9 protein-coding genes and 1 tRNA gene are annotated in these 26706 nt (G+C 65.4%); 6 read left to right on the top strand and 4 right to left on the bottom strand.

The window, feature by feature from the left end; all coding sequences use genetic code 11:
- The first annotated feature begins 51 nt into the window (after positions 1-51).
- From pheT to AC24R4_RS26400, 4 genes are all read left to right on the top strand, one after another.
- Entirely contained in the window at positions 52-2499 is a 2448-nt protein-coding gene (pheT, locus tag AC24R4_RS26415) for a phenylalanine--tRNA ligase subunit beta (RefSeq protein WP_400392805.1), read from the top strand.
- A gap of 75 nt (positions 2500-2574) precedes the next feature.
- Positions 2575-2991, top strand: a complete 417-nt coding sequence (locus AC24R4_RS26410; RefSeq protein WP_400392803.1) for an integration host factor subunit alpha — start codon at positions 2575-2577, stop codon at positions 2989-2991.
- A 196-nt stretch (positions 2992-3187) separates the two neighbouring features.
- On the top strand, positions 3188-3625 hold the full coding sequence (locus tag AC24R4_RS26405; RefSeq protein ID WP_400392802.1) for a MerR family transcriptional regulator: 438 nt from the start codon (positions 3188-3190) through the stop codon (positions 3623-3625).
- A gap of 56 nt (positions 3626-3681) precedes the next feature.
- Positions 3682-3758: transfer RNA gene (locus tag AC24R4_RS26400), tRNA-Pro, on the top strand.
- A gap of 211 nt (positions 3759-3969) precedes the next feature.
- Here the strand turns inward: AC24R4_RS26400 and AC24R4_RS26395 are convergent.
- The 4 genes from AC24R4_RS26395 to msrB all read right to left on the bottom strand — a co-directional run bounded on the left by AC24R4_RS26395 (position 3970) and on the right by msrB (position 24317).
- Positions 3970-20415 (bottom strand): autotransporter-associated beta strand repeat-containing protein, encoded by a 16446-nt coding sequence (locus tag AC24R4_RS26395; RefSeq protein ID WP_487523868.1) that lies wholly within the window; start codon positions 20413-20415, stop codon positions 3970-3972.
- A gap of 720 nt (positions 20416-21135) precedes the next feature.
- Complete coding sequence (gene msrA / locus AC24R4_RS26390) at positions 21136-21867, bottom strand: peptide-methionine (S)-S-oxide reductase MsrA (protein ID WP_487523867.1); 732 nt, start codon at positions 21865-21867, stop codon at positions 21136-21138.
- 26 nt (positions 21868-21893) lie between these two features.
- A complete protein-coding gene (locus AC24R4_RS26385; RefSeq protein ID WP_487523866.1) occupies positions 21894-23753 on the bottom strand; it encodes a cytochrome c biogenesis protein DipZ in 1860 nt (619 codons plus the stop codon).
- 45 nt (positions 23754-23798) lie between these two features.
- Positions 23799-24317 (bottom strand): peptide-methionine (R)-S-oxide reductase MsrB, encoded by a 519-nt coding sequence (gene msrB / locus AC24R4_RS26380; RefSeq protein ID WP_400395927.1) that lies wholly within the window; start codon positions 24315-24317, stop codon positions 23799-23801.
- Between the two features lie 187 nt (positions 24318-24504).
- Between msrB and AC24R4_RS26375 the strand changes: the two genes are divergently transcribed.
- Both AC24R4_RS26375 and AC24R4_RS26370 read left to right on the top strand, forming a co-directional pair.
- Positions 24505-25248, top strand: coding sequence for a response regulator transcription factor (locus tag AC24R4_RS26375; protein ID WP_400395928.1), 744 nt, complete (start codon positions 24505-24507; stop codon positions 25246-25248).
- Positions 25245-26696 (top strand): sensor histidine kinase, encoded by a 1452-nt coding sequence (locus tag AC24R4_RS26370; RefSeq protein ID WP_400395930.1) that lies wholly within the window; start codon positions 25245-25247, stop codon positions 26694-26696. Before AC24R4_RS26375 ends, AC24R4_RS26370 begins: the two co-directional genes overlap by 4 nt.
- Positions 26697-26706: the final 10 nt, after the last annotated feature.

The raw sequence follows: 26706 nt of genomic DNA, 5'->3' as shown, positions 1-26706 counted from the left end.
GCCAGCATATCGTCAAAGACATCACAGAATACCTACCGGATCAGAAGCGCCATGCAATTCTCGGAATCCTGGCTTCGCACATTCGCCAATCCTGAAAAGATCTCGACCGACGCGCTGTCGCACAGCCTGACCATGGCCGGCCTCGAAGTGGAAGAGGTTGGCCCGGTTGCGCCGCCGTTCAACAAGATCGTGGTGGCCAGCGTGCTGGCGACCGAACGCCATCCCAATGCCGACCGCCTGAACGTTTGCCAGGTGGACGCCGGCACCGGCGAGACGCTGCAGATCGTTTGCGGCGCGCCCAACGTGAAGCCGGGCATCAAGGTGCCGTGCGCGCTGGTGGGCGCCGTGCTGCCGCCGGCCGAAGAGGGCGGCAAGCCGTTCGAGATCAAGGTGGGCAAGCTCCGTGGCGTGGACAGCTTCGGCATGCTGTGCTCGGCCCGCGAACTGAAGCTGTCGGAAGACCACGGCGGCCTGCTGGTCCTGCCGGACGACGCGCCGGTGGGCCAGGACATCCGCCAGTACCTGGACCTGGACGACCAGGTCTTCACGATCAAGCTGACGCCGAACAAGGCGGACTGCCTGTCGATCCACGGCGTGGCGCGCGAGGTGTCGGCCTTGACCGGCGCCACGCTGACGCTGCCGGACATGTCGCCGGTGGCCGTGACGCTGCAGGACAAGCTGCCGGTCAAGATCTCGGCGCCCGACCTGTGCGGCCGTTTCTCGGGCCGTATCATCCGCGGGGTGAACGCCCATGCGGCCACGCCGGCCTGGATGGTCCAGCGCCTGGAGCGTTCGGGCCAGCGCAGCATCTCGGCACTGGTCGATATCTCCAATTACGTGATGCTCGAACTGGGCCGTCCGTCGCACGTGTTCGATCTGGACAAGATCCACGGCGGGCTGGACGTGCGCTGGGGCCGCAAGGGGGAACAGCTCAAGCTGCTGAACGGCAATACCGTCGAGGTGGACGAGCGGGTTGGTGTGATCTCCGACGACAAGGAAATCGAAAGCCTGGCGGGCATCATGGGGGGCGACAGCACTGCAGTGTCGCTGGACACCACGAACATCTATCTGGAAGCCGCGTTCTGGTGGCCCAATGCCATCCAGGGCCGCGCGCGCCGCTACAACTTTTCGACCGATGCCGCCCATCGGTTCGAGCGTGGCGTGGACTACGCCACCACGGTCGAGCACATCGAACGCATCAGCGCGCTGATTCTTGATATCTGCGGCGGCCAGGCCGGCCCCGTGGACGACCAGATCGTCAACCTGCCGCAGCGCAAGCCGGTGGCCCTGCGCGTGGCGCGCGCCGAGCGCGTGCTGGGTATCGAACTGTCGTCGGCGGAAATTGCCGATGTGTTCCAGCGCCTGAACCTGCCGTTCACGCGTTCGCAGGGCGCCGACGGCGAGGTGTTCGAGGTTACGCCGCCGAGCTATCGCTTCGACATCGAGATCGAGGAAGACCTCATCGAGGAAGTGGCGCGGATCTACGGCTTCGAGCGTATCGTGGCCCGTCCGCCGATCGCCGAAAGCGAAATGCGCCCGACCAACGAAGGCCGCCGTTCGCAGCACGTGGTGCGCCACGCGCTGGCCGCGCGCGACTTCAACGAAGTGATCAACTTCGCCTTCGTGGAAGAGCAGTGGGAGCGCGACTTTGCCGCCAATGACAATCCGATCCGCCTGCTGAACCCGATCGCGAGCCAGCTGGCCGTGATGCGTTCGACGCTGATCGGTGGCCTGGTCGACAAGGTGCGCTACAACCTTAACCGCAAGGCGGCGCGCGTGCGCCTGTTCGAGGTGGGCCGTGTGTTCCATCGCGACCCCAGCGTGGCCGATGGCGGCCTGACCGTGGCCGGCTATCGCCAGCCGATGATGGCAGCGGGCATCGCCTACGGCCCGGCATTCGAGGAGCAATGGGGTGTGGCAACGCGCCCGGTGGACTTCTTCGATATCAAGGGCGACGTGGAGGCGCTGTTCCATCCGCGCACGCCGCGCTTCGAGCCAGTGGCGCATCCCGCGCTGCATCCGGGCCGCGCCGCGCGCGTGATCGTCGACGGCAAGTCCGTGGGCGTGGTGGGTGAAATTCACCCGCGCTGGCTGCAGGAATACGAGCTGACCAATGCGCCCGTGGTGTTCGAGCTGGAACTTGACGCGCTGCGGGACGTGGGCCTGCCGGTCTACACGGAAATCTCCAAGTTCCCGGCCGCCGTGCGTGACCTGGCCGTGGTGGTCAAGCAGCAGGTGCGCGTGCAAGACATGATCGATGCCATGCGCGCGGCGCTGGACAAGGCCGGCTCGGGCCACTTTGTCCAGAGCCTGGTGCTGTTTGACGAGTTCCGTCCCAAGGCGGCGTCGGCGTCAATTGGCGCCGACGAGAAAAGTCTTGCCTTCCGGGTAACGTTGCAAGATACTGGGGCGACCCTCCAGGACGAGACAGTCGACAGCGCGGTGCGTTGCATGGTCGACGCGCTGACAGCGGGCTTCGATGCCCGCCTGCGCGGCTAAGCCACCATCGCAGTTGGAGCGCCCGGGCACAGCTCCCGGGCGGATCGCCAGACAGATGCAAGAGAGCGATCAAGGATGAACGATCGAGACGCGATTTCCATGAATGCTGCAGACCTGGGTGAGGCAAGCGACCGGCATGCTGCCTCCTTCGACGATGCATCGCCGGAAGCCCGCGCTGCCGAGGTGCCTACCCTGACCAAGGCCGAACTCGCAGAAATGCTGTTCGAGCAGGTTGGCCTGAACAAGCGCGAATCGAAGGATATGGTCGAAGCTTTCTTCGACGTGATTCGCGAAGCCCTGGAGAAGGGCGACAGCGTGAAGCTGTCCGGCTTCGGCAACTTCCAGTTGCGCGACAAGGCGCAACGTCCCGGCCGCAATCCCAAGACGGGCGAGATCATTCCGATCACGGCGCGCCGTGTGGTGACGTTCCACGCCAGCCAGAAGCTCAAGAGCCTGGTCGAAGAACGCGCCGACGTGGCGCTTCCGGGCTGACGACGCAGCAGGACTGACGCCCCGTGCGTCAGTCGCCTGCCGAACGATGACCGTCGCGGCGCACAGACACCTGTATCAATTTGCCACATCGGTTGGATTGCCCGGGGCGATGGCTGTCTGTATCCTGCAATGCCGCGCGCGCGTCGCGCCAACCGCGTCTGGCCCCCGAGGGGGCTGACATCAGCTTCTCCATCGCATGACGGAAAAATCCAGCGAGCGCGTCTCGCTGCCGCCGATTCCCGCAAAACGCTATTTCACGATTGGTGAAGTCAGCGAGCTTTGCGCCGTCAAGCCGCACGTCCTGCGCTACTGGGAGCAGGAGTTCACGCAGCTCAAGCCCGTGAAGCGCCGCGGCAATCGCCGCTACTACCAGCACCATGAAGTCCTGCTGATCCGGCGGATTCGCGAACTGCTCTACGAGCAGGGCTTCACGATCAACGGTGCGCGCAACCGGCTGGACGAAGGGCGTCATCATGGCGTCGGAGCAGCCATGCCGGACGAAGCCGTCGCGGCGCAACCGGACGCCGCAGTGCAACCGCCGGTGCTGTCGGTCGACCTGAACACGCTGCGCGGCGACCTGGTGGAAATCCAGCATCTGCTGGCGCAACTGAAGCAAATCGCGAAGCCCGAATAAATTCACTGCAAACCACTAGCCATTACTGTCGGCTCTGATATAATCTCGTTCTTCTTCGGGGCGTAGCGCAGCCTGGTAGCGTACCTGCATGGGGTGCAGGTGGTCGGAGGTTCAAATCCTCTCGCCCCGACCAGAATAAAACCCGCACAGTCATTGGCTGTGCGGGTTTTTCATTTCTGGCGCGCCGTTTCAACGTCGATGCGGCAATAAATGTCACAGGCGGCCCCCGGTTGGCCGAGGATGTCTCGGAGATCCGGGCTGGCCCGTCAATCGCTATCGTGGCGGCCACAGGGCTGACGCACGCTGGCGGCCATGCCCGGCGGAGCACGGACAGCACGAAGGGGCTAGAACTGGATGGCGAGCCTGCCCTGCACAGCCTGGGTAGTGGTCCCTCCACCAAACCGGCTGCTGAACACCACGCCGAGTGACGCCCTGCGGGTGAACTGGAAGTCCAGCCCGGCCTCGATGACCATCGAATTGCGTCCCTGGGGTACGCCGGCAACGGTGAAAGGATTGCTGTCGGCAAACGACAGGTTCGCAACGGGCACGGAAGTGCCGAACGTATGCTGCCAGCCAAGCATGCCGCGCGCGGTCAGTTTTGCACCCTTGGGCATGTCGATGGTGGTCGAACCGCGCAGGCCCAGTGTCGTGTACGTTGAGCTGATGCTGTTGCCGTCGCCGGCCAGCGCCGCGGCGCCGCCGTTCTCCTTGAAGCTGTTGGTGCGCGTGTTGGCGAAGGCGACGTTGACGAACGGTTCCAGGTTCATGCGCCGCATGGCGAGCTGGTACCCCATGTCCCCGAAAATCTGCATCGTGCGGCCGTTGTAGTTGGCCTTCAGGTTGTCTGAGTAGCCCGTGAAGACCGGTGATCGATGGGTCTCGATGGTGTGCCAGGAAAATGCTGCACCCGTGCGGATGCCCAGGGGGCCCAGCTGCGTGCCACCGTAAATCCCCGCGTGATAGTTGTCGCTGCTGGCCGAGGAATTCCTGGCGTCGGCGTTCATGCCATTGTGGGTGTAGCCGAGTAACGCACCGACGTTCCATTGTTCGCCAATCGTGGTGTCCGTACCCATCAGGATGCCGGCGACGTCCTGACTCAGGCGCGCCGCATTGCCATCGCCAGCAGTCTTTCCCCACGAACCAAAAACGCGGGCCCATCCTGCGGGCCGGGTGGTCCGGCGATAGCATCCACCGTCTTCCGGCGTGTCCGGCACATCTGGGCTGGCCCCCACCATATCCGATGCCGCGATGCCATTGTCGAAGCCTGGCCCGCAGAATCGTTGTCGAATACGATCGATGGCGGTCTCGCGGATCTGGCGGCTATCGCCCAGCAGTGCGTTCTTGATCGATGCATGAATCTCGCCGGACAGTTGATTGAAGGCAAGCCTGGCCTCGTCGTCAGTCTCCAGTCCGGTGACCACGGACTTGATGACGTTGCTGTCCGGCATGCTGTCCAGCGCGCCGGCCGTGGCCATCTCGTTGCGCGTTCCGGCCGCGTCGATAAAGCTGCGTACCCGGGTGGCTCTCAGATAGACGTTGTTGGCGTCATAGACATCCTTCAGGAGATAGAACGCGCCACCTGTGTCGCCGGCCAGCGTGTAGGTGCCAGTCACGCCATGGGTCGCGGACAGCACCGTGTAGTTGGAGTCCACCGAATACTCGCCCGGGGCGAGCTTGGCGACTTCCAGGATCGCGCCCGGTGCCAGTGTGGCTGCGCCATTGACCTGGATTCGGTCAGACCGGGTACTGGCCGGGTCGACCTGCGCCTGATACGTGGAGCCTCCAGCCTGCGAATAGGCGCCATTGACGGTCAGGGTGCCGATGGAATTTCCCGGCGCGATCTTGGCACCGGAGACAATGCTGGTCTGTCCGACAGACCCATTGCCACGGAGTGCGGTGCCGCGCTGCATGGTCACGGCGGAATTGCCCAGGAAGCCATTGACGACAAGGTCTCCGCCTTCCACGGAAGTCGCGCCGGAGAGCTTGCTGTCGCCGGTCAGCGTAAGGCTGCCTCCGCCGGACTTGGTGAAGGTGCCGGTGCCGTTGATGGCGTTGGCCAGTGTGGCATTGGTGGGTTGATCGATAATCAGCGCCGCGTTATTCAGGATGGCGCCGGTACCGAAGCTGGTGGCGGTGCCAACCAGCGATCCGGTCGAAATGGTGGTGCCGCCACTGTAGGTGTTGTTGCCTAAGAGCGAGAGCGTGCCGGCGCCAGTCTTGGCGAACTGGCCGGCACCGCCGATGACCCCGGAGAAGACCGCGTCGATGGTGTTATTGGCCGTCAGCGTGGTGGCGGCGGCCTTGCCCAGGCTGATGGTACCGGCCCCCGACAGATTGTTGGCGGTCTGGCTGAAGTCGTTCAGGGCCAGGGTGGCGCCCGGGTTGACCGTGACTGCGCTGCTCGTGGCAAACGCATCGGCGATGCCGGTGGCCAGCGTGCCGGCGTTGATCCCTGTCTTGCCGGTGTAGGTGTTCTTGGCCGACAGGGTGAGCGTGCCGTTGCCGTTCTTGGTGAGGTCCTTGCCGTTCCACCCCGTGTCGGAGGCAACCTGATCGGCAAGCACAACGTCGGCATTGAAGGTATCGGTTGCCGTGGCCAGCGTGAAGGCGCCGTTGCCTAGCCGGGGGCCGGCTCGCCAGGCGAGGCCAAAGCCGACGTTGTACTCGAGGTTGTCGGCGCTCTTGCGTCCGCCGACGACCAGATAATCCACCGGGCTCGACGCGCTGCCGAGATTGATGCTGGAGAAGTCACCGGTGATGCCGCCGGTGGTGCGGAGAACCGTGAACCGGAGATCGGTTAGCGCGCTGGCGGTGTTGGGCGCGGATGCGGAGAACCCGGCAATGGCCAGAACGCCCCCAAGCGTCGCCGAGCCCGCGGTGATGGCGGGGCTGTTGTTGGCGCCGAGGGTCATTTTGAGCTGCGAGCCAGTCGCCTGCGTGAGTGCGTTGGCCACGTTGATCTGCGCGTTGCCGTCGATGGCGGTGGTGGCGCCGCTGGCGGTGGTGAGGCTGTCCGCGGTGAAGATGCCGTTCTGACTGAAGTGCAGGGAACCGGCATTGACCGCGACGGTACCTTGCGTGCCGCCGCCGGTCAGGGTGGCGGTGCCTGTCCCGGTCTTGGTGAGGCTGCCGGTGCCGGACAGGGCGTTGGCCAGGGTGCTGTCGCTGGCGAAGTCGAGCTGCAGGGCGGCGTTGTTGGCCACCGAACCCGTGCCCATGGCGCTGCCGCTGGTGGCCACCAGTCTGCCATCAGAGACGGTGGTGCCGCCGGTGTAGGTGTTGGAGCCCGAGAGCGTGAGGGCACCGGTTCCGGTCTTGGTGAGTGTGCCGGCGCCGCCGATCACGCCGGAGAAGGTGGTGTCGCTGGCGTTGTTGGCCGTCAGCACGGTGGTGTCGAGCGTGCCGGTGGCGATGGTGCCGGCGCCCGACAGATTGTTGGCAGTCTGGCTGAAGTCGTTCATGGCCAGCGTGGCGCCCGCGTTGACCGTGACCGCGCCGCTCGTGGCAAACGCATCGGCGATGCCGGCCGCCAGCGTGCCGGCGCTGACGGTGGTCAGTCCCGTATAGGTGTTCTTGGCCGACAGGGTCAGCGTACCGGCGCCGGCCTTGGTCAGATCGTGGCCGTTCCATCCGGTAGCCGACGCGGCCTGATCGGCGAGTACGACGTCGGCATTGAAGGTATCGGTTGCCGCGGCCAGCGTGAATACGCCATTGCCCAGGGTGGCGCCAGCCTGCCAGGTGAGGCCGAAGCCGACGTTGTAGTCGAGGTTGTCGGCGCTCTTGCGTCCGGCCAGCGTCAGGTAGTCGACGGCGCTGGCAGCGCCGCCGAGGTTGACGGTGGTGAAGTCACCGGTGATGCCGCCGGTGGTGTGGATGACCCTGAACAAGGTGCTGGTCAATGCGCTGGCGGTGTTGGGCGCACTGGCGGAGAAGCCGGTGATGTTCAGCGTACCGGCCAGCGTGGCACTAGCGGCGGTGATGGCGGGGTCGTTGTTCGCACCCAGGGCGACACCGAGCGTGGAGCCAGTCGCCTGCGTAAGGGCGTTGGCGACGTTGAGCTGCGCATTGCCGTCGATGGCCGTGGTGGCGCCGCTGGCGGTGGTGAGGCTGTCGGCGGTGAATATCCCGGTCTGCCCGAAGCGCAGCGTACCGGCATTGACCGCGACGGTACCCTGCGTGCCGCCGCCGGTCAGCGTGGCGGTGCCGGTGCCGGTCTTGGTGAGGCTGCCGGTGCCGGACAGGGCGTTGGCCAGGGTGCTGTCGCTGGCGAAGTCCAGCTGCAGGGCGGCGTTGTTGGCCACGGCGCCGGTTCCCATGGCGCTGCCGCTGGTGGCAATCAGTCTGCCATCAGAGACGGTGGTGCCGCCGGTGTATGTGTTGGAGCCCGAGAGCGCGAGCGCACCCGTCCCCGTCTTCGTGAGCTTGCCGGCGCCGCCGATCACGCCGGAGAAGGTGGTGTCGCTGGTGTTGTTGGCCGTCAGCACTGTTGTGTCGAGGGACCCCAGGCTGACTGTGCCGGCGCCGGACAGGTTTCTGGCGGTCTGGCTGAAGTCATTGAGCGCGAGGGTGGCGCCACTGGCGATGGAGACCCCGCCGCTCGTGGCGAAGGCATCGGCGATGCCGGCCGCCAGCGTGCCAGCGCTGACGGTGGTCAGTCCCGTATAGGTGTTCTTGGCCGACAGGGTCAGTGTGCCGGCGCCGGCCTTGGTGAGGTCCTTGCCGTTCCATCCGGTGGCCGATGCGGCCTGATCGGCGAGTACGACATCGACGTTGAAGGCGTCAGCGGTATTGGTCAGCGTGAAGAGCCCATTACCGAGCGTGGCGCCAGCTTGCCAGGTGAGCCCGAAGCCGACGTTGTAGTCGAGGTTGTCGGCGCTCTTGCGTCCGGCCAGCGTCAGGTAGTCGACGGCACTGGCGGCGCCGCCGAGGTCCACCGCACTGAAATCGCCGGTGATGCCGTCGGTGGTGTGGATGACCCTGAACAAGGTGCTGGTCAATGCGCTGGCGGTGTTGGGCGCACTGGCGGAGAAGCCGGTGATGTTCAGCGTGCCGGCCAGCGTGGCGGAGCTTGCAGTGACAGCAGGGTCGTTGTTCGCACCCAGGGCGACACCGAGCGTGGAACCTTCGTCCTGCGTGAAGGCGTTGGTCACATTGAGCTGCGCGTTGCCGTCGATGGCGGTGGTGGCGCCGCTGGCGGTGGTGAGGTTGTCGGCATTGAATATGCCGGTCTGCCCGAAGCGTAGGATGCCGGCATTGACCGCGACGGTACCTTGCGTGCCGCCGCCGGTCAGCGTGGCGGTGCCGGTGCCGGACTTGGTGAGGCTGCCGGTGCCGGACAGGGCGTTGGCCAGGGTACTGTCGTCGGCGAAGGCAAGTTGCAGGGCGGCGTTGTTGGCCACGGCGCCGGTTCCCATGGCGCTGCCGCTGGTGGCAATCAGCGTGCCGTCGGACAGGGTGGTGCCGCCGGTGTACGTGTTGGTGCCCGAGAGCGTAAGCGCGCCGGTCCCCGTCTTGGTGAGTGTGCCGGCGCCGCCGATGATCCCCGAGAACTCCGTGTCGCTGGTGTTATTGGCCGTCAGCACCGTGGTGTCGAGCGTGCCGGTGGCGATGGTGCCGGCGCCCGACAGATTGTTGGCAGTCTGGCTGAAGTCGTTCATGGCCAGCGTGGCGCCACTGGCGATGGATACCGCGCCGCTCGTGGCAAACGCATCGGCGATGCCGGCGGCCAGCGTGCCGGCGTTGACGGTGGTCAGCCCGGTATAGGTGTTCTTGGCCGACAGCGTCAGCGTGCCGTCACCGGCCTTGGTCAGATCGTGGCCGTTCCATCCGGTAGCCGATGCGGCCTGATCGGCGAGTACGACGTCGACGTTGAAGGCGTCGGCGGTATTGGCCAGCGTGAAGAGCCCATTACCGAGCGTCGTGCCGGCCTGCCACGTGAGCCCGAAGCCGACGTTGTAGTCGAGGTTGTCGGCGCTCTTGCGTCCGGCCAGCGTCAGGTAGTCGACAGCACTGGCGGCGCCCCCCAGGTTGACGGTGGTGAAGTCACCGGTGATGCCGTCGGTGGTGTGGATGACCCTGAACAAGGTGCCGGTTAGTGCGCTGGCGGTGTTGGGCGCACTGGCGGAGAAGCCGGTGATGTTCAGCGTGCCGGCCAGGGTGGCGCTGGCCGCGGTGATGGCAGGGTCATTGTTCGCACCCAGGGCGACACCGAGCGTGGAACCTTCGTCCTGCGTGAAGGCGTTGGTCACATTGAGCTGCGCGTTGCCGTCGATGGCGGTGGTGGCGCCGCTGGCGGTGGTGAGGTTGTCGGCATTGAATATGCCGGTCTGCCCGAAGCGTAGGATGCCGGCATTGACCGCGACGGTACCTTGCGTGCCGCCGCCGGTCAGCGTGGCGGTGCCGGTGCCGGACTTGGTGAGGCTGCCGGTGCCGGACAGGGCGTTGGCCAGGGTACTGTCGTCGGCGAAGGCAAGTTGCAGGGCGGCGTTGTTGGCCACGGCGCCGGTTCCCATGGCGCTGCCGCTGGTGGCAATCAGCGTGCCGTCGGACAGGGTGGTGCCGCCGGTGTAGGTGTTGGAGCCCGAGAGCGTAAGCGCGCCGGTCCCCGTCTTGGTGAGTGTGCCGGCGCCGCCGATGATCCCCGAGAACTCCGTGTCGCTGGTGTTATTGGCCGTCAGCACCGTGGTGTCGAGCGTGCCGGTGGCGATGGTGCCGGCGCCCGACAGATTGTTGGCAGTCTGGCTGAAGTCGTTCATGGCCAGCGTGGCGCCACTGGCGATGGAGACCCCGCCGCTCGTGGCGAAGGCATCGGCGATGCCGGCCGCCAGCGTGCCAGCGCTGACGGTGGTCAGTCCCGTATAGGTGTTCTTGGCCGACAGGGTCAGTGTGCCGGCGCCGGCCTTGGTGAGGTCCTTGCCGTTCCATCCGGTGGCCGATGCGGCCTGATCGGCGAGTACGACATCGACGTTGAAGGCGTCAGCGGTATTGGTCAGCGTGAAGAGCCCATTACCGAGCGTCGTGCCGGCCTGCCAGGTGAGGCCGAAGCCGACGTTGTAGTCGAGGTTGTCGGCGCTCTTGCGTCCGGCCAGCGTCAGGTAGTCGACGGCACTGGCGGCGCCGCCGAGGTTGACGGTGGTGAAGTCGCCGGTGATGCCGTCGGTGGTGTGAATGACCCTGAACAAGGTGCTGGTCAATGCGCTGGCGGTGTTGGGGGCACTGGCGGAGAAGCCGGTGATGTTCAGCGTGCCGGCCAGCGCGGCGCTGGCCGCGGTGATGGCAGGGTCGTTGTTCGCACCCAGGGCGACCCCGAGCGTGGAGCCAGTCGCCTGCGTAAGGGCGTTGGCGACGTTGAGCTGCGCATTGCCGTCGATGGTGGTGGTGGCGCCGCTGGCGGTGGAGAGGCTGTCGGCATTGAATATGCCGGTCTGCCCGAAGCGTAGGGTGCCGGCATTGACCGCGACGGTACCCTGCGTGCCGCCGCCGGTCAGCGTGGCGGTGCCGGTGCCGGTCTTGGTGAGGGCGCCGGTGCCGGACAAGGCGTTGGCCAGGGTACTGTCGTCGGCGAAGGCAAGTTGCAGGGCGGCGTTGTTGGCCACGGCGCCGGTTCCCATGGCGCTGCCGTTGGTGGCAATCAGCGTGCCGTCGGACAGGGTGGTGCCGCCGGTGTAGGTGTTGGAGCCCGAGAGCGTGAGGGCACCGGTTCCGGTCTTGGTGAGCGTGCCGGCGCCGGCGATCACGCCGGAGAAGGTGGTGTCGCTGGTGTTGTTGGCCGTCAGCGCGGTGGTGTCGAGGGATCCCAGGTTGACTGTGCCGGCGCCGGACAGGTTCCTGGCAGTCTGGCTGAAGTCATTGAGCGCCAAGGTGGCGCCACTGGCGATGGAGACCGCGCTGCTGCTGGCGAAGGCATCGGCGATGCCAGTGGCCAGCGTGCCGGCGCTGACGGTGGTGAGTCCCGTATAGGTGTTCTTGGCCGACAGGGTCAGTGTGCCGGCGCCGGCCTTGGTCAGGTCCTTGCCGTTCCATCCTGTAGCCGACGCGGCCTGATCGGCGAGTACGACATCGACGTTGAAGGCATCGGGTGGGCCGGTGAGCGTGAAAGCGCCGTTCCCCATCGTCGGGCCAGCTTGCCAGGTGAGGCCGAAGCCGACGTTGTAGTCGAGGTTGTCGGCGCTCTTGCGTCCGGCCAGCGTCAGGTAGTCGACGGCGCTGGTGGCGCCGCCGAGGTCCACGGCACTGAAGTCGCCCGTGATGCCGTCGGTGGTGTGGAGTACCGTGAAATGCGTGCCGGTCAGTGCGCTGGCCGTGGTCGGGGCTGCTGTGGTGTATCCGCTGAGGCTCAAGGTGCCGGCCAGGGCCGCGCTCTTGGCGGTAATGACCGGCTGGCTGCTGGCGAGCAGCGCGTTGCGTTCGGCGGTGGCGGCGTCGTTGCCGGCATCGATCGCGACGCTCAGCGTGGAGCCGGAGGCCTGCGTGAAGGCATCGGCCACGTTGAGCTGCGCGGTGGCATCGATGGCCGTGGTGGCGTCCTTGGCGGTGGTGAGGCTGTTGGCGGTGAAGACGCCATCTTGCCCGAAGCGCAGCGTACCGGCATTGACCGCGACCGTACCCTGCGTGCCGCCGCCGGTCAGCGTGGCGGTGCCGGTGCCGGTCTTGGTGAGGCTGCCGGTGCCGGACAGGGCGTTGGCCAGAGTGCTGTCGCTGGCGAAGTCGAGCTGCAGGGCGGCGTTGTTGGCCACGGCGCCGGTTCCCATGGCGCTGCCGCTGGTGGCAATCAGTCTGCCATCAGAGACGGTGGTGCCGCCGGTGTAGGTGTTGATGCCCGAGAGCGTGAGCGCACCCGCCCCGATCTTGGTGAGCTGGCCGGCGCCGCCGATCACGCCGGAGAAGGTGGTGTCGCTGGCGTTATTGGCCGTCAGCACTGTTGTGTCGAGGGACCCCAGGCTGACTGTGCCGGCGCCGGACAGATTCCTGGCGGTCTGGCTGAAGTCATTGAGCGCGAGGGTGGCGCCGCTGGCGACAGAGACTGCGCTGCTCGTGGCAAACGCATCGGCGATGCCGGTGGCCAGCGTGCCGGCGCTGACGGTGGTCAGTCCCGTATAGGTGTTCTTGGCCGACAGGGTCAGCGTACCGGCGCCGGCCTTGGTCAGGTCCTTGCCGTTCCATTCCGTTGCCGATGCGGCCTGATCGGCGAGTACGACATCGACATTGAAGGCATCGGCGGTATTGGTCAGCGTGAAGAGTCCATTGCCGAGCGTCGTGCCGGCCTGCCAGGTGAGGCCGAAGCCGACGTTGTAGTCGAGGTTGTCGGCGCTCTTGCGTCCGGCCAGCGTCAGGTAGTCGACGGCGCTGGCGGCGCCCCCGAGGTTGACGGTGGTGAAGTCGCCGGTGATGCCGCCGGAGGTGTGGATGACCCTGAACAGGGTATCGGCCAGTGCGCTGGCGGTGGCCGGTGCCGCGGTGGTGTATCCGCTGATGTTCAGCGTACCGGCCAGCGCGGCGCTGGCCGCGGTGATGGCGGGGTCGTTGTTCGCACCCAGGGCGACACTGAGCGTGGAGCCAGTCGCCTGCGTGAGGGCGTTGGTCACGTTGAGCTGCGCGTTGCCGTCGATGGTGGTGGTGGCGCCACTGGCGGTGGTGAGGCCGTCGGCATTGAATATCCCGGTATGCCCGAAGCGTAGGGTGCCGGCATTGACCGCGACCGTACCCTGCGTGCCGCCGCCGGTCAGCGTGGCGGTGCCGGCACCGGTCTTGGTGAGGCTGCCGGTGCCGGACAGGGCGTTGGCCAGGGTGCTGTCGCTGGCGAAGGCGAGCTGCAGAGCGGCGTTGTTGGCCACGGCGCCGGTTCCCATGGCGCTGCCGCTGGTGGCAATCAGCGTGCCGCCCGAGATGGTGGTGCCGCCGCTGTACGTATTAGTACCAGTGAGTGTGGCGGTGCCGTCATCGGTCTTGGAGACGCTGCCGGTGCCGGAGATGGTGTTGGCCAGGGTGCTGTCGCTGGCGAAGGCGAGCTGCAGGGCGGCGTTGTTGGCCACGGCGCCGGTCCCCATGGCACTGCCGCTGGTGGCGACCAGCGTGCCGCCCGAGATGGTGGTGCCGCCGGTGTAGGTATTGGCACCGCCCAGCGTGAGCGCGCCCGTGCCCGTCTTGGTGAGCTTGCCGGCGCCGCCGATGATGCCGGAGAAGGCGGTGTCGCTGGTGTTGTTGGCCGTCAGCACGGTGGTGTCGAGCGTGCCGGTGCTGATGGTGCCGGCGCCGGACAGGTTCCTGGCGGTCTGGCTGAAGTCGTTCATGGCCAGCGTGGCGCCGCTGGCGATGGAGACCGCGCTGCTCGTGGCGAAGGCATCGGCGATGCCGGCGGCCAGCGTGCCGGCGTTGACGGCGGTCAGTCCCGTATAGGTGTTCTTGGCCGACAGCGTCAGCGTACCGTCCCCGGCCTTGGTCAGATCCTTGCCGTTCCATTTGGTGGCCGATGCGGCCTGATCGGCGAGTACGACGTCGACGTTGAAGGCGTCGGTGGCATCGGCCAGCGTGAAGACGCCGTTGCCGAGCGTTTTCCCGGCCAGCCAGGTCAGGCCATATCCGACGCTGTAGTCGAGGTTGTCGGCGCTCTTGTTGGCGGCAATGGTCAGGTAGTCCACGGCACTGGCGGCGTCCCCGAGGTTGACGGTGGCGAAGTCGCCCGTAATGCCGTCGGTGGTGTGAAGTATCGTGAAGTGCGTGCCTGCCAGCGCACTGGCCGAGACGGGGGCCGCGACCGTGTATCCGCTGACGTTCAGCGTGCCGGCCAGGGTGGCCGAGCCTGCGGTGACAGCGGGCTCGTTGCTGGCCCCAAGGGCGACACTGAGCGTGGAATCGGAGGCTTGCGTGAAGGCATTCGACACGTTGAGCTGTGCCTTGTTGTCGATGGCCGTGGTGGCGCCGCTGGCAGTGGTGACACTGCCGGCGGTGAAGGTGCCGGTCTGGCCGAAACGCAAGGTGCCGGCGTTAACGGCAATGGCGCCCTGGGTACCCACCGCGCCCACGGTGGCCGCACCGGTGCCCGTCTTGATGAGGCTTCCGGTGCCGGACAGGGTGTTGGCCAGGGTGCCGTCGCTGGCGAAATCGAGTTGCAGTGCCGCATTGTTGGTCACGGCGCCGGTGCCCATGGCGCTGGCATTGGTGGCCACCAGTCTGCCATCGGAGACCGTGGTGCCGCCGGTATACGTGTTGGCGCCAGACAGCGTCAGCGTGCCCGTGCCGGTCTTGGCCAGCTTGCCGGCCCCGCCGATGATCCCGGAGACGGCCGTGTTGCTGGTGTTGTTGGCGGTCAGCACAGTGGTGTCGAGGGATCCCAGGCTGATCGTGCCGGCGCCGGACAGGTTCCTGGCGGTCTGGCTGAAGTCATTGAGCGCGAGGGTGGCGCCACTGGCGACAGAGACCGCGCCGCTGCTGGCGAAGGCATCGGCGATGCCGGCCGCCAGCGTGCCGGCGCTGACGGTAGTCAGCCCGGTATAGGTGTTCTTGGCCGACAGGGTCAGCGTACCGTCGCCGGCTTTGGTCAGATTCTTGCCATTCCATCCCGTGGCCGACGCGGCCTGGTCGGCAAGCACGACATCGACGTTGAAATTGTCGGTGGTATTGGTCAGCGTGAAGACGCCGTTGCCGCGCGTGGTGCCAGCCTGCCAGGTGAGGCCGAAGCCGACGTTGTAGTCGAGGTTGTCGGCGCTCTTGCGTCCGGACAGCGTCAGGTAGTCGACCGTGCTAGCCGCGCCGCCGAGGTCCACGGCACTGAAGTCGCCGGTGATGCCATCGGTGGTGTGGAGCACGGTGTACCGGATGTCGGCCAGCGCGCTGGCCGAGGTTGGGGCCGGGGTGGTGTATCCGGTGATGTTCAGGGTGCCGGCCAGCGCGGCCGACCCTGCGGTGACGGCAGGGTTGTTGCCGGGGCCGACCGCAACGTTGAGGATGGAACCGGATGCCTGCGTGAAGGCATTCGCCACGCTGAGCTGTGCCCTGTTGTCGAGGGTGGTGGTGGCGCCGCTGGCGGTGGTGACGCTGTCGGCATTGAATATCCCGGTCTGCGCGAAGCGCAGCGTACCGCCATCGACCGCGACGGTACCCTGCGTGCCGCCACCGGTCAGGGTGGTGGTGCCCGTGCCGGTCTTGGTGAGGCTGCCGGTGCCGGACAGTGCGTTGGCCACGGTGCCGTCGCTGGCGAAGTCGAGTTGCAGGGCGGCGTTGTTGGTCACCGAACCGGTGCCCATGGCACTGCCGCTGGTGGCAATCAGCGTGCCGTCGGACAGGGTGGTGCCGCCGGTATAGGTATTGGTGCCCGAGAGCGTCAGCGCACCCGTCCCCGTCTTGGTGAGCTTGCCGGCCCCGCCGATGATCCCGGAGAACTCCGTGTCGCTGGCATTGTTGGCGGTCAGCACGGTAGCGGCGAGAGAGCCCAGAGTGATCGTGCCGGCGCCTGACAGATTGTTGGCGGTCTGGCTGAAATTGTTCAGCGCGAGCGTGGCGCCACTGTCCACGGAGACCGCGCTGCTGCTGGCGAAGGCATCGGCGATGCCGGCCGCCAGCGTGCCGGCGCTGACGGTGGTGAGTCCCGTATAGGTGTTCTTGGCCGACAGGGTCAGCGTGCCGTCGCCGGCCTTGGTCAGATCGTGGCCGTTCCATCCCGTGGCCGACGCGGTCTGGTCGGCGAGCACGACATCGGCGTTGAACCGGTCGGCGGTATTGGTCAGTGTGAAGAGCCCATTGCCGAGCGTCGTGCCGGCCTGCCACGTGAGCCCGTAACCGACGTTGTAGTCGAGGTTGTCGGCGCTCTTGCGTCCGGCGAAGGTCAGATAGTCGACGGCACTGGTCGTGTCGCCGAGATCGACGGCAGTGAAGTCGCCGGTGATGCCACCGGTGGTATGGATCACCCTGAACAGGGTGTTGGCCAGCGCACTGGCCGTGGCAGGTGCCGCGGTGGTGTATCCGCTGACGGTCAGGGTGCCGGCCAGTGTGGCGGACCCTGCGGTGACGGCAGGGTTGTTGCCGGTGCCGACCGCAACGTCGAGGCTGGAACCGGATGCCTGCGTGAAGGCATTCGCCACGCTGAGCTGCGCCTTGTTGTCGATGGCCGTGGTGCCGCCGCTGGCGGTAACGAAGCTGGCGGCGTTGAACGCGCCAGTCTGGCCGAAACGCAATGTGCCGGCTTCGACAGAGACAGCACCCTGGCTACCCGGGGTACTCACGGTGGCCGTACCGGTACCGGTCTTTGTGAGGCTACCGGTGCCCGACAGGGCGTTGGCCAAGGTGCTGTCGCTGGAGAAGTCGAGCTGCAGGGTGGCGTTGTTGGCGATGGCGCCGGTACCCAGGCTGTTGCCGCCCGTGGCCACCAGCCTGCCGCCCGAGACGGTGGTGCCGCCACTGTAGGTATTGGTGCCGGAAAGTGTCAGCGCACCCGTTCCGGTCTTGGTGAGCTTGCCGACGCCGCCGATGACGCCGGAGAACGCCGTGTCACCAGTGTTATTGGCCGTCAGCGTTGTCGTGTCAAGTGTTCCCAGATTGATCGTGCCGGCGCCTGACAGGTTTTTGGCCGTCTGGCTGAAGTTGTTTAGCGCGAGGGTGGCGCCGCTGGCGACGGAGACCGCGCTGCTCGTGGCGAACGCGTCGGCGATGCCGGCGCTCAGCGTCCCCGCGTTGACGGCTGTCTGACCCGTATAGGTATTCTTGGCCGACAGGGTCAGTGTGCCGGCGCCCGCCTTGATCAGATTCTTGCCGTTCCAGCCGGTCGTTGACGCCGCCTGATCGGACAGCGCGGTATCGACATTGAACGTATCGGATGCCGCAGTCAGTGTGAACGTTCCGTTGCCAAGCGAGGTGCCGGCGTACCAGGCAAGGCCGAATCCGAGGTTGTAGTCGAGGTTGTCGGTGCTCTTGTGGGCGGAGAGGACCAGATAGTCCCTCGTGCCGGACGCCCCACTGAGGTCGATGGCGGAGAACGTTCCGGTGATGCCATTGGTGGTGTGGAGGATCGTGTACTGCGAGTTGTCCAGCTCGCTCGCGGAATCTGGCGGCGTGCCGCTGAAGCCCGCAACATGCAGCGACCCACTGACCGAGGCGGACCTTGCCGTGATCAGTGGCGAGTTCGCCGAGCCGACATCCACATTCAGCGTGGACCCGGCTGCCTGGGTGAATGTCTGACCAATCTGCAGCTGTGCGTTGGCGCCCAGCGTCGTGGTTGCATCGCTGGCCGTGGTCATATTGTTCGCCACGGCAAAAATACCCTCCTGGTCGAAATGCAGGGTGCCGCCGTTGACGTTGACGGTCCCCGCGGCAGAATCCACCGAGGTCAGGGTCGCGGTGCCCGCGCCGGTCTTCAGCAGGGTGCCGGTGCCGGAGATCCGGTTGGCCAGCGAATTGGCATCGGCAAAATCGAATTGCAGGGTGCCGTTATTCGTGAGCGCACCCGTGCCGAGCGCGCCGCTGTTGGTGGCGCGGAGTGTGCCGGCCGAAATCATGGTGCCGCCGCCATAACTGTTGGACGTGCCGGACAGCGTCAAGGTACCCGTGCCAGACTTGGTCAGCGAGCCGGCGCCGGTGATGCCCCCTGAATAGGTCGTGTTGGTGCTGCCGCTGGCGGTCAGTGTTCCCGAACCAAGGAGGATGGAACCCGCGCCGGAAAGATTCTGCGCAGTCTGGTTGAGATTATTTGCGCTCATGTCGAGGGTGCCATCCACCACGACATTCCCGCTGCTTGCAAATGCATTGGCCACGGTTCCCGCGAGGGTGGAGCCCGTGTTGATATTGGTCGTTCCGGTATAACTGTTCGCCGATGATGACAGCTGCAGTGTGCCACCGCCCTGGACATTGAGGCCGCCAGTGCCGGCCAGCCGGCCGGTCACGTTCAGTGCGGAGCCGGAAGCGATATTGGCGAGAACCGTGCCGGCGAGATTGATGTTGCCAGATGAAGCCAGTGTGCCGCTGCCGGAAAATTGCGCGCCGCCCTGGAAGTTGATGTTTGTGGCATCGAGCGTGAAAAGACCATTATTGACCTGGACCTGCCCCCCATTCTGGACTGTCAGGTTCAAGGCCCTGAGGGTGGTATTGTCGTTACCCTGGAGCGCGCCACCCGCAACCGTAAATGTTCCTGCCGTGGTGTTGCCGTATTTCACGCCATCGGCCAGGATGAAATTGCCGTCCTGCACCGTGGTATTGGCCGTGATATTGGCGTCGTAATTGGACGAGGCGCCGTTGTCTCCATAAAAGACCACATCGCCGGCGCCGGTCTTGTTGACCGTCACGGTGGAACCGGAAACGGAAGCGATCGGATCGTGAAGCTGGATTTGATAACCGGCACTGGCACTCAGATTCAATGTGCCCGACGACCCGAGATAAATGCCATTGGGCATCCCGGTTCCCGCGATGGGGACGTAGGCCCCATCCACCTGGACACCGTGCCGGTTACCCTGGAACAGGATATTGTCGGTGGCTGCGGTCAGTGAAATGGTTCCGGACTGCAGGTAAATGGCCCCGCCGAATCCCGTAGCCGAATTATTGAGAAACTGGGTGCCGGATGACAGGCTAAGCAGTGCGCCGGAAGCGTCATAGTAAATCGCGCCGCCATATGCCGACCCGCTTCCCGATCCGGTTTTCGCGACGACGTTGTTCTGGAATATTGCGGGGCCGCCAAAAATATACCGGTAATTATAGGAATTCCCATTCCCATATGCGCTGATTGCGCCGCCATATGCGGACCCCCCCGAGCCCGTGGACGCCACGTAGTTGCCGTCGAACGTGACCGGTCCATTGAACCTGACGACCGTTGCGCCGGACCCCGGGCTATTGTAGCCGACGTTGATGGCACCGCCGCGAGGATTTCCAGAGCCGGTGGAAGCTGTCTCGACATGATTCCTCGTAAACGTGGCGCTTTCATTGAAGGTGAGCGTCGAGGCGCCACCCCATAAATCGACGGCGCCCCCGAAATACCGGGTGGCGTAGTTGTTGTTGAATGTCGTTTGTCCATTGAAAGTCAGCTCTCCGTTGTTCTGGTACATGGCGATCGCGCCGCCATAATTCTCGGTCGAGTTGGAATCAAATACATATTCGCCATTGAAAACCATGGTGCCGGCGCGCATGGAAAGGACACCGGCGCCGTCCCCGTTGGAGGCGTTGTTTCTGAAAGTCACCTTGTTGTCGCCGGTGCCGGCGGTAACATTGACGACGGAGCTGCCGGTCGTGCCATCCAGATAAAATACGTTACCGAATGCGCCGGTTAATCCGTTGAATGTGACGTTATTCAGGAATATATTGGAGGTCCGTGTGCCGCCCGTATTATAGAATATTGCCTGGTTATCATTGGTCGTTTGTCCGAATGTCAGGTTTGATAGCGTGACGGAGTTGTTGTTGATGCTCGAGGAATTATAATTGAAAACATTATTCGCGGCACGCGTGACGGTATTCCCGTTCCCTTCAATCGAAAGGACCGAGTGCCCCACGGTATTCACGGATACCGAGTTATTCCAGGTTGCCCCCGAATTGAGCTGGAAGGAATTGGTGGCCTCCGACCAGTTGGGGGTGCCCGAAGTGCTGCCATTCAGATAGGTACCGATATCTGTGGCAACAGGTATGGAAGTCTGTGCTTCTGCGGAAGAAGACAGTGCCGGATTGAAAAATTGCCCGATCAGCATGGCGAGAGCGAGATTATTGTGCCTCGGGGTGATCTGCGAGGCAGATTTTTTGCCGTTCCTCATTCTCGCGGCAGCACTTCCCCTGCAATTGCGCTGTTGACCGGCAACTGTTTTTGCGGAGTCAGTCAGTGTCATGGTTTTTATCAACCCTGGTTATTATGACGTGGTCTGATTGGCTGCTTTCCGAGAATAAGGATATGGATTTCCGTGTGTTGCAAATTCTGTCCCCTTTGGAGGGTATTCAGGGCCGATGCGACGGATCGGTCATGGAGAGTGTATATGATGATAATAATAAATCCAGTTCGTTGTCTGTATATGGGGATGGATTATCGTGATGATCAGAAATCCTCGTTGTGAGAGGCATTTGATATTTGGGTTGCGACCGACTATATATAGGTCAGTAGCAGGACGCCGGCGATGCAGTGAGTGCAAGGGCGGCCGCTACTGAAAATCTGGAAAATGGGAAAATCTGGAGAATCAGGAAAATCAGGCGATTTTCCGGATTTGAATACTGACCCTGTGGAAATCTGAAGCCACCCGAATGGGGAACCCGTAAGGCGGAACTGGCCGGGAGAGGAGGGAGGAGAGCGTGGAGCGTGAAGAGTGGAGCGGAGAGCGCTTGCAGCGTGCCGAGGTGAATTGCTGCAACGCTTCCTTACATTTCAGACATGTGTCTTGGTCCTGTGATGGTCTAGCCTGTGCTCATTGTGTCAATGCGACAGCTTGTACTGGCGAAACATCGACGAATGACCTGGCGAGACATACTTCTGATCGGCTCTGGATGGGTGGGAGCCTGCCTGGCGGCAGGCTGGTTTCTGACGTCGGTGGTCAAGGTGATGGGCTGAGTGGCATCCGCTATTTCCCCTTGGACACCAGCATCGGTTCATTCCGGTACACGTCCGGAAACATCGTCTTCAGGTTGCCGATCTTTGGCAGGTCATTGATGACGATGTATGGATAGTTCGGGTTGTTGACCAGATAGTCCTGATGGTAGGACTCGGCGGGATAGAACCCCTTGTAGTCTTCGACGCGCGTCACGATCGGCGCCTTGAATGACTTGGCCGCGCCGAGCTGGGTGATGTAGGACGACGCAATGGAGCGTTGCTCGGGCGAGAGCGGGAAGATCGCCGAACGGTACTGTGTGCCGTAGTCCGGTCCCTGACGATTCAGTTGTGTCGGATCGTGGGCGACGGAGAAGAAGACCTGCAGCAGCTTGCCATAGCTGATTTGTGTCGGGTCGTAACGGATCTCGACGGATTCCGCATGACCCGTCATCCCGGTGCCGACCTTCTCATATTGCGCAGTGCCCGCGGCGCCGCCGCTGTAGCCGGACACCACCCGTGTCACGCCGCGAACATGCTGAAACACGCCTTGCACACCCCAGAAGCAGCCGCCGGCGAACACCGCGGTTTCGCTGTGGCTGGTGCCCGGTTTCTCGTCGACCGTTGGGGCGGGGATCTTCACCGCGGCTTCCGCCGAGAGGGCAGGCAGCTTCCACGTTACCGTCACGGCTGCCAGGAAGGCCAGGCCGGTGAGCTTGAGTGTGGTGGGGCGGGTCCAGTGTTGCAGGATGGCGGTGGGTTTCATGATCTGCCTTCTCCGAAAGGGATGGATCAGCCGAACGTGAAGGCGTAGGCCTGCACGCCGGCGTCAAGGAATTCGATGGTGAACGTGCGATCGCGGATGTCGCCGCGCTGCCGCACAAGCTGGTACAGCCGCTGGCCGGTGACCGTGCCGCTGCCATCGGCTGCCACGTCGGTGCCGTGGGAGGCGCCTGGGGCCTGGCCATCGATCGTCACGCGAAAGCGCACAGGTTTGCCGTCCGTACCGGGGCCGAGCACAAGATGCAGGTCGCGCGCATGGAAGCGGTAGACGATGCGCCCGTTGGCACGTTCCAGCGATGCCTGTTCCTGCCCAACCTTCCAGCCGCCGGCCAGACCCCATTCGTTGAGCGAGAGACTGGCCGGGGTGGTGTAGTCCCTGGTCTGGTCCTGCTGCGCGCCACCGGGTGACGCGAAGTGCTCGGCGCGCGCATAGCCGACGTAGGTTTCCGGCGAGCGCATCGCGTCGTTGTCGGCGGGCATCTCCACACCCTGCATGGCGGTGCCGCCGGTCGTCGCGACCTTTGTCACGTCCGTGTGGCCGGCTTCGGCCAGCAGCTGCCGGATCACGGCTTCTGACTTGTCGTATTCACCTTCGCCGAAATGGTGGAAGCGCACGCGTCCCTGGGCGTCGATGAAGTAGTGCGCCGGCCAGTAGTTGTTCTGGAAGGCGCGCCAGATGGCGTAGTTGTTGTCGATCGCGACCGGGTAGGTCACGCCCAGGTCCTTTGCGGCCTTGCGGACGTTGTCGACATTGCGCTCGAACGCGAACTCGGGCGCATGCACGCCGATCACCACCAGCCCCTGGTCGCGATACTTCTCCGCCCACGCCTTCACGTACGGCAGCGAGCGCAGGCAGTTGATGCACGAATACGTCCAGAAGTCGACCAGCACGACCTTGCCACGCAGGGCCTCTGCCGTCAGAGGCGGCGAATTCAGCCACGCCACCGCGCCATCGACACCCGGAAACTTGCCTTCGACCGGCAGATCCGATGCGGGGCCGGCCGCCGCGCGCATCATCATCGACCCGCCGGATGCCTCGGGCGTGGCCGACATCGCCATGGTGTTCTGCGCCATCGCCTGGGGCCTGGCCTGCATCATCATCGCGCCGCCACCGCCACCGCCACCGCCGTTGCCGGCGTCCTTGCGGCCCGCGAAGGCATCGATCAGCCGCTGTTCCAGCCCGCCGGTGGCCACCGTGGAAATGCGCGTGAGGATGCCGGTATCGAGCCCGAGCGCGATGGCGCCCACGCCCACGAGCATGGCGGCGCCGATGCCGCACCGGATCCATTCGCCCGCGCCGAGCGACCGCTTCATGGCGGCAAACACGCGGCCACCTACCAGCAGCGCCACGGCCAGCGAGGTGGCGGCCCCGGCGGCATAGGCGAGCAGCAGCAGGGTGGTGCCGATGCTGGCCCCCTGCAGGGCGGCGCCTGTCAGCACCAGGCCCAGGATCGGGCCCGCGCAGGGCGCCCAGAGCAGGCCGGTGGCGATGCCGAGCAGGAACGACGACGCCGGGCTGGCCGGGCGTCCGTCGGCCTGGGCGAAGTTTGTCAAATGGCTGCCGGCACGCACCAGCGGCTGGGTCAGCCGTTCGGCCAGGCTTGGCAGCAGCAGCGTCACGCCGAACACGGCCAGCATCGCGACGGCCAGCCAGCGGCCAAGTTCATTGGCCTGCGCCACCCAGCCGCCGCCCACGGCGGCCAGCGTGGCCACGCCGGCGAACGTGATGCCCATGCCGGCCAGCAGGGGCAGCCCGCTGCGCACGAACGGCTGGTCGGCCCGCGCGAAGACGAAGGGCAGGACGGGCAGGATGCAGGGGCTCAGGATCGTCAGGACCCCGCCCAGGTAGGCAAGTATCAGCAGCAGCATGGCGTGGTGCTCGTAGTCAGTGGCCAGGGGTGCCGGCCGGTCAGGTCAGGCGGCCGCCGGCCGGAAGGTCATCGCCACGCCGTTCATGCAGTAGCGCAGGCCGGTGGGCTTGGGGCCGTCATCGAAGACATGGCCCAGGTGACCGCCGCAGCGGCGGCAATGCACGGCGGTGCGAATCATCCCGAACGTCACGTCCTGGGTGGTGCCCACCGCATTGGCCAACGGGGCCCAGAAGCTGGGCCAGCCGGTGCCGCTGTCGAACTTGGTATGCGACGAAAACAGGTCGAGCTGGCATCCCGCGCAGGCAAACACGCCCTTGCGGTGCTCGTCGTTGAGCGGGCTGCTGAACGGCCGTTCCGTGCCTTCCTGCCGCAGCACGTTGTACTGGGCGGCGGTCAGCTTCTTGCGCCAGTCGGCGTCGCTCATGGTCACTTCGAATGTCTCGGGGGCCTGCGGGCCAGTGCCGGCGCTGGCCGGGCCAGCCAGCAGCCGCCAGCCGCCAAAGGCGGCCACCGCGGCGGTCAGGGTGCCGCCGGACAGCAGAAAGCGTCGGGTGATGCGCATGGTGGACTCCGTGCTCGGGAAGGGGTGATCGGATGGTAGGCAACGGGGCGTATCGGAGTCCTCGCCGAACCTTAAACAATTCGTGATAACTGCCTCGGGCGGATTTCTGCACAATAGCGACACATTCCCGATTTCCCGATTCCTGATCCCCCGATCTTTCCCGCAGCCCCTGCCCACCCGGTACAACATGGAACACCCGAAACGGATCCTGCTGGTCGAAGACGATGCCGGCATTGCCAACGTGCTGGCCATGCATCTGCGCGACGAACGCTACGAGGTCGTACACAGTGCCGACGGGGCCGAAGGCCTGCGCCTGCTGGAGCAGGGCGGCTGGGACGCGCTGGTGCTGGACCTGATGCTGCCCGGCGTGGACGGGCTGGAAATCTGCCGGCGGGCGCGCGCGATGACGCGCTACACGCCGATCATCATCACCAGCGCGCGGTCCAGCGAGGTGCACCGCATCCTGGGCCTGGAACTGGGCGCCGACGACTATCTGGCCAAGCCGTTCTCGCTGCTGGAACTGGTGGCACGCGTCAAGGCACTGCTGCGGCGGGTGGAGGCGATGGCCCGCGATGTGCGCGCCGATGCCGGCAGCCTCGAACTGGCGGGCCTGGCCATCGACCCGCTGGCGCGCCAGGCCTCGGTGGACGGCCGGCGGCTCGATCTCACGCCGCGCGAGTTCGACCTGCTGTACTTCTTCGCGCGCCATCCCGACAAGGTGTTCTCGCGCATGGACCTGCTCAACGCGGTCTGGGGCTATCAGCACGAAGGCTACGAACACACCGTGAACACCCATATCAACCGCCTGCGCACCAAGATCGAGGCCGATCCGGCGCGGCCGATGCGCATCCTGACGGTCTGGCGCCGGGGCTACCGTTTCGTGGCCGACCCGGCAGCCGCGCCATTGGGGGAAGAAGGGGAGCCATCGTGAAGCTGTCGCTGACCCAGCGCCTGTCCGCCGTGTTCGCGGCGCTGCTGCTGGCCTGCTGCGGGGCGTCGGCCTGGCTGCAGGTGCGCGCCAACGCGATGCACGAGAAAGAGGTGATCCAGAGCCTTTCGCGCGGCCTGGCCGCCTACATCGCGCGCAACGCCTTGCTGGAGGACCAGAGTGCCATCGCGCCGCAGGCGCTACGCCAGCTGTTCGGTCAGCTGATGGTGGTCAACCCGAGCGTCGAGGTGTATCTGCTGGACGACCAGGGCCATATTCGCGGCCACGATGCGCCCAGCGGCCACCTGATCCGCGATCGGGTCGATCTGGCGCCGGTAAGGAAGCTGATCGACGGCGGCGCGCTGCCGATCCTGGGCGACGACCCGCGCAGCGCCTCCGGGCGCAAGGTGTTCAGCGCCGCGCCGTTGCGACAGGGCGGCTATATCTATGTGGTGCTGATGGGCGAGACCCACGACCGGCTGGCCGCGCGGGCGTCGCAGGATTCGGTCATGCGCACCACACTGTGGTCGATGGCGCTGGTGGCCTCGCTGGGCCTGATCGCCGGCTTGGTGGCGTTTGCGTTGATCACGCGGCCGCTGCGCCGGCTGACCAACGAAATCCGGCAGTTCGATTCCGGCGATGCCTACACCGCCGGCAACCCGCAGGCGACGCCGGCAGAGCCCGTGCCGCGCAACGAGATGGCGGCGCTGGAATCGGCGTTTCGCCAGATGTCGGACCGCATCGACAGCCAGTGGCGCGCGCTCAAGCAGCAGGATCAGGAGCGGCGCGAGATGGTGGCCAATATCTCGCACGACTTGCGCACGCCGCTGACGTCATTGCACGGCTATCTGGAAACGTTGTCGGTCAAGGCCGACAGCCTGAGCGCGGACGAACGCCAGCGCTATCTGGCGATTGCGCTGGCGCAGAGCGCCAAGGTCGGCGGCCTGGCGCAGGCGTTGTTCGAGCTGGCGCGGCTGGAGCATGGCATGGTGCAGGCCGTACCCGAGGATTTCTCGATGGTTGACCTGACGCAGGACGTGCTCGAAAAATTTGCCTTGCCCGCCGAGGCCAAGCACCTGCAACTGCGCGCCGGGGTGCCCCCCGCGCTGCCGGCCGTGTCGGCCGACCTGGGCATGATCGAGCGTGTGCTGACCAACCTGCTGGACAACGCGATCCGGCACACGCCGGCCGGCGGTACGGTGGAGATCGACCTGGCCAGCCAGGACGGCAGGGTGGCGGTTACGGTCAGCGATACGGGGCCGGGCATTCCGCCGGCGCTGCGCGAGTCGATCTTCCAGCGGCCGTTTCCGTCGGGCGGCGCGCATCGGGGCGGCGGCCTGGGCTTGCTGATCGTGCAGCGCATGCTGCAGTTGAATGGCAGCCAGGTGAAGCTGGTGGACCGGCAGGGCGGTACGACGCTGACGTTTGCGCTGCGGGCGGCGGCGCGCTAGCGGTCATGGC

Source organism: Cupriavidus sp. CER-90 (assembly GCF_057652055.1).
The sequence above is the reverse complement of the archived record's forward strand: the minus strand, read 5'-3'. Positions and strand labels throughout refer to the sequence as shown.

Excerpts from the sequence above, each read along its gene's own strand:
- pheT (WP_400392805.1), top strand. The coding sequence starts at position 52 with ATGCAATTCTCGGAATCCTGGCTTCGCACATTCGCCAATCCTGAAAAG.
- AC24R4_RS26410 (WP_400392803.1), top strand. The coding sequence starts at position 2,575 with ATGAACGATCGAGACGCGATTTCCATGAATGCTGCAGACCTGGGTGAG.
- AC24R4_RS26405 (WP_400392802.1), top strand. The coding sequence starts at position 3,188 with ATGACGGAAAAATCCAGCGAGCGCGTCTCGCTGCCGCCGATTCCCGCA.
- AC24R4_RS26395 (WP_487523868.1), bottom strand. The coding sequence starts at position 20,415 with ATGACACTGACTGACTCCGCAAAAACAGTTGCCGGTCAACAGCGCAAT.
- msrA (WP_487523867.1), bottom strand. The coding sequence starts at position 21,867 with ATGAAACCCACCGCCATCCTGCAACACTGGACCCGCCCCACCACACTC.
- AC24R4_RS26385 (WP_487523866.1), bottom strand. The coding sequence starts at position 23,753 with ATGCTGCTGCTGATACTTGCCTACCTGGGCGGGGTCCTGACGATCCTG.
- msrB (WP_400395927.1), bottom strand. The coding sequence starts at position 24,317 with ATGCGCATCACCCGACGCTTTCTGCTGTCCGGCGGCACCCTGACCGCC.
- AC24R4_RS26375 (WP_400395928.1), top strand. The coding sequence starts at position 24,505 with ATGGAACACCCGAAACGGATCCTGCTGGTCGAAGACGATGCCGGCATT.